The organism is Nitrospira sp. BLG_2 (assembly GCF_049222245.1).
The window spans coordinates 1-4,703 of record NZ_JBLYIG010000631.1; the positions used below are offsets into that span (position 1 = coordinate 1).

The following is a 4,703-nucleotide window of genomic DNA, read 5'->3' on the forward strand; positions in this document are numbered from 1 at the left end:
ATGCCAGATTTGATGGGGATGAAGAACATTTTGGTGCTCAATGACGAGGCCCACCACTGCTACCGTGAAAAGCCAGGAGCGAAGGCCGACGACGAGGCCCTCAAAGGAGACGAGAAGAAAGAAGCAGAAAAGAACAACGAAGCCGCTCGCTTGTGGATCTCCGGCCTCGAAACGGTCACGCACAAACTCGGGGTCGCCCAGATCATCGACTTATCGGCCACACCATTCTTCCTGCGCGGCTCAGGCTATGCGGAGGGGACGCTGTTCCCTTGGACTATGAGCGACTTCTCACTCATGGATGCAATCGAATGCGGGATTGTGAAGCTGCCTCGTGTGCCCATCACGGATAACATTCCGAACAACGACATGCCGATGTTCCGCAACCTCTGGGAGCACATCAGGGCCAAGATGCCGAAGAAAGGTCGTGGCAAGGCGGGGAGCCTAGATCCTCTTGACCTGCCGACGCAATTGCAGACGGCGCTCGAAGCACTGTATGGCCACTATGAGAAGACATATGCGCTCTGGGCCGAGACAAAGGTCCCGGTGCCTCCGTGTTTCATCATCGTCTGTAACAACACCTCCACGTCCAAGTTGGTGTACGACTATATCTCTGGCTTTCAGCGGGAGAATGAAGACGGGTCCAGCAGGTTGATGTTCGGGCGACTCCCACTGTTCCAAAACCACGATGAACACGGCAATCCTCTCCCTCGTCCCAGAACCTTGTTGATTGATAGCGAGCAATTGGAGTCCGGCGAAGGGTTGGATGACAACTTCCGCAGCATGGCGGCCGACGAAATTGAACGTTTCCGTCGCGAGATCGTGGAGCGAACCGGCGATCAACGACAAGCTGAAGGATTGACGGACCAAGACCTGCTTCGGGAAGTGATGAACACGGTCGGCAAGCGAGACCGCCTGGGAGCTGATATACGGTGTGTAGTGTCGGTGTCTATGCTGACCGAAGGATGGGATGCGAATACGGTCACGCATGTGCTCGGCGTCCGAGCGTTTGGAACGCAGCTCTTGTGCGAACAGGTCATCGGACGCGCATTGCGACGCCAGTCCTATGAGTTGAATGACGACAACCAATTCAATGTCGAGTATGCGGATGTCCTCGGCATTCCCTTTGACTTCAATGCCAAGCCGGTCATCGCACCGCCTCAACCGCCGCGCGAGACCATTCAAGTCAAGGCCGTCCGTCCCGATCGTGATTCACTCGAAATCACCTTCCCCCGCGTTGAGGGATATCATGTGGAGCTGCCGGAGGAACGGTTGACCGCGAGGTTCAATGAAGACTCGATTCTTGAACTCACACCCGATTTGGTCGGGGCTACGGAAACCCGTAATTCAGGAATCATCGGCGAGAGCGTGGACCTGAATCTCATCCATACCGGAGACGTGCGCCCGTCTCAGGTTGTATACGAACTGACCTCGCATTTTCTGATGACACGCTGGCGGGATGCCAATGGTGATCCGCGGTTGCATCTGTTCGGTCAGCTGAAACGCGTGGTCAAGCAGTGGCTCGACCAGAAATGCTTGGTCTGCAAGGGAGGGACCTATCCGGCGCAGCTCAAGTACAAGATGTTGGCCGAGATGGCTTGTCAAAAGATCATGGCGGGCATCACGCGAGAGTTCATGGGGAAGAAGCCGATTAAGGCGGTGCTTGATGCCTACAATCCCACGGGGTCAACAAGGCATGTGAAATTCAATACCTCCAAACCCAGCCGTTGGGAGACAGACGCCCGCCGTTGTCATATCAATTGGGTCATCCTCGACAGTGACTGGGAGGCGGAATTCTGTCGAGTGGCTGAAGCCCATCCGAAAGTCAGGGCCTATGTAAAAAACCACAATCTTGGTCTGGAAGTGCCGTACCGGTATGGCTCAGAGACGCGGAGGTATCTCCCGGACTTCATTGTCCTGGTGGAGGATACTCATGGAGACCAAGACCTGCTCCATCTCATTGTGGAGATCAAAGGCTACCGACGCGAGGATGCCAAGGAAAAGAAGGCCACCATGGACACCTACTGGGTGCCGGGGGTGAATAACCTTGGCATCTTCGGTCGGTGGGCGTTTGCCGAGTTCACCGAGGTGTATCAGATCGAGACCGACTTGAAGGCCAAGGTGGAGAGCGAGTTTAACCAGATGATTGAAAGGACTGTCTATGAACACTGAGCTTGTTCATACATTGACCGCTACCTTCGAATCACATGCCCAGCAGGCCGAAAATGGAGTCGAATTTTGGCTCGCCCGAGACCTTCAGCACCTTCTTGGTTATACGGAGTGGCGTAATTTTACCGCCGTCGTGAGCAAGGCAAAAACTGCCTGCGAGGTTTCGAAGCATGCGATCGCCGACCATTTTGTTGACGTTAACAAAATGGTTGATCTCGGTTCGGGCAGCCAGCGCGAGGTGGATGACATCATGCTTACTCGCTACGCCTGTTATCTGATCGCACAGAACGGAGATCCACGAAAACAGGAAATTGCCTTTGCGCAGACCTACTTTGCCGTCCAGACTCGGCGTGCGGAACTGATCGAGCAACGTCTGTTGGAGGCAGAACGTGTGTCTGCCAGAAAAAAGCTCACCGAAACGGAAAAGGATCTTTCCCACGTCATTTATGAACAGACCGGCGGAAATCAGAACTTTGGACTGATTCGAAGCAAGGGCGATCAGGCTTTGTTCGGAAAATCAACTCAGCATATGAAGTCGCATTGGAAAGTACCGGATAATCGCCCTCTGGCTGACTTTGCTCCTACGATCATCCTCAAGGCTAAAGACTTCGCGACTGAAATCACCATCTTCAATGCCAAGCAACACAGGATGACGTCAGAGGGTCAGATCTCCAGCGAGCACATCACTAACAATCAGGCTGTCAGGCAGACCCTGCTCGAACGCGGTATTCGACCTGAGAGTTTACCTGCCGCTGAAGATGTCAAAAAGGTGGAACGCCGCATAGTGTCTGAAAGCAAAAAGTCTCTGAAAAATCCAGACGCGCTGGATTCGTAATCCAGGCATCCATCATGGCTAAAAAACAATCCACCACCAAGACAGTTGAAGCCCTCAAGCACGACGAAGCCAAACGGAAAAACATCCCCACGGCGGAATATCAGTCTGTCTTGCAAAAAGAAGAACAAAGCCCGGTCCGTGTCGCCTATGAACGCCGCAATCGTGACCTTGATCCGCAACTGGTCTGGCGTGGGAAGGATGAACAGGACTGGAGTGATCTCGTTGTTCATGCTCCGCCTCTCTATATCCAGGAGAAGGTCCATCCGAAGGCGCTGATTGATGATCTGCTGCGAGAGACGAAGGAACGCGAGCACGAAGCCGGCCTGCTCACACCGGATCTCTTTGCCGACTTCAACGGCATTCCCAAAGGAATCGACAAGACCGAGTTCTACCAGCACGATCAGAACTGGTCGAACCGCATGATCCTTGGGGACTCACTCCAAGTTATGGCGAGTCTAGCCGAGCGTGAGGGGTTGCGGGGGAAGGTGCAATGCATCTACCTCGACCCGCCTTATGGCATCAAATTTAATAGCAACTTCCAGTGGTCCACCACCAGCCGCGATGTGAAGGACGGAAATACCGACCACATCACCCGGGAACCAGAGCAGGTGAAGGCCTTCCGCGACACCTGGCGCGATGGCATCCACAGCTACCTCACCTACCTCCGAGACCGCCTCACTGTCGCACATGATCTGCTCAGCGATTCTGGTTCCATCTTCGTCCAAATCGGCGATGAGAATGTGCATCATGTCAGGGCTCTGCTTGATGAAGTATTCGGTACTGAAAATTGTGTCAGCACGATCATCTTTGCAAAGACCTCCAGCTCAACAGGTGATTTCCTTGGCCCGACTTTCGATTCACTGCTCTGGTATGCAAAAAGGAAGGAAGTAGTCAAATATCGGAAATGTCTGATGAAGAAGGCTCCCGGTCAAAAGGGAGGAACAGGATATAGAAGTGTCCCACCTGAAAGCCCCGAACACCGCTCACTGGCAAAAGCTGAAATTGATGACCCGGTCACACTGCCGAGCAGCTCGAAGATTTACTTCAGAGATAATCTCACGAGCCAAAGCGTTGGGCGCGACAAAGGCGAAGGTGCAGCCTCATGGTTCGGTGTGAATTTTGAAGGCCAAGTAATCAAACCTTCTCTTTCTGTTCGATGGAAAACGAATGAGCAGGGATTTGATCGGCTAATAAAGGGAAACCGAGTGGAGGCGAGTTCCGGCAACAATTTAGGCTACATACGGTTTCTTGATGATTACCCAGTTTTTGAGTTAACCGACATTTGGGCGGACACACTTGGACAAAACCAGTTTGGCGGACCGAAAACTTACGTTGTCCAAACTGCCCTCTCTGCTGTTGAGCGCTGTCTTCTCATGACCACCGACCCCGGCGACCTTGTGCTCGACCCGACCTGTGGCTCCGGCACAACTGCCTATGTCGCTGAGCAATGGGGCCGCCGCTGGATCACCCTTGATACGTCGCGTGTAGCACTGGCGCTGGCCCGTGCCCGCATCATGGGCGCGCGATATCCGTTCTACCTGTTGGCCGACTCCCGGGAAGGCCAGCTCAAGGAAGCCGAAGTCACCCGAACTGCGCCGAGTTCTCAGCCGGTGCATGGAAACATTCGCCACGGGTTTGTATATGAACGCGTGCCCCATATTACTCTTAAATCGATTGCTAATAACGCGGAGATCGATGTCAT

The 4,703-nt window shown here is 53.7% G+C and carries 3 protein-coding genes; all 3 read left to right on the forward strand.

Features of this window, described 5'->3' with window-relative positions; translation table 11 throughout:
• The coding region (locus tag ACOSYY_RS16765; RefSeq protein ID WP_421663920.1) for a BPTD_3080 family restriction endonuclease at nucleotides 1–2,169 on the forward strand (2,169 nt) is incomplete at its 5' end.
• Nucleotides 2,159–3,001 (forward strand): DNA damage-inducible protein D, encoded by an 843-nt coding sequence (gene dinD, locus ACOSYY_RS16770; RefSeq protein WP_421663921.1) that lies wholly within the window; start codon nucleotides 2,159–2,161, stop codon nucleotides 2,999–3,001. The genes ACOSYY_RS16765 and dinD, both read left to right, overlap by 11 nt.
• Nucleotides 3,002–3,015: 14 nt before the next feature.
• Nucleotides 3,016–4,703 (forward strand): site-specific DNA-methyltransferase (locus tag ACOSYY_RS16775; RefSeq protein ID WP_421663922.1); only part of this gene is annotated, 1,688 nt, incomplete at its 3' end.

Coding starts and splice junctions, on each gene's coding strand:
- dinD (WP_421663921.1), top strand. CDS start 2,159: ATGAACACTGAGCTTGTTCATACATTGACCGCTACCTTCGAATCACAT.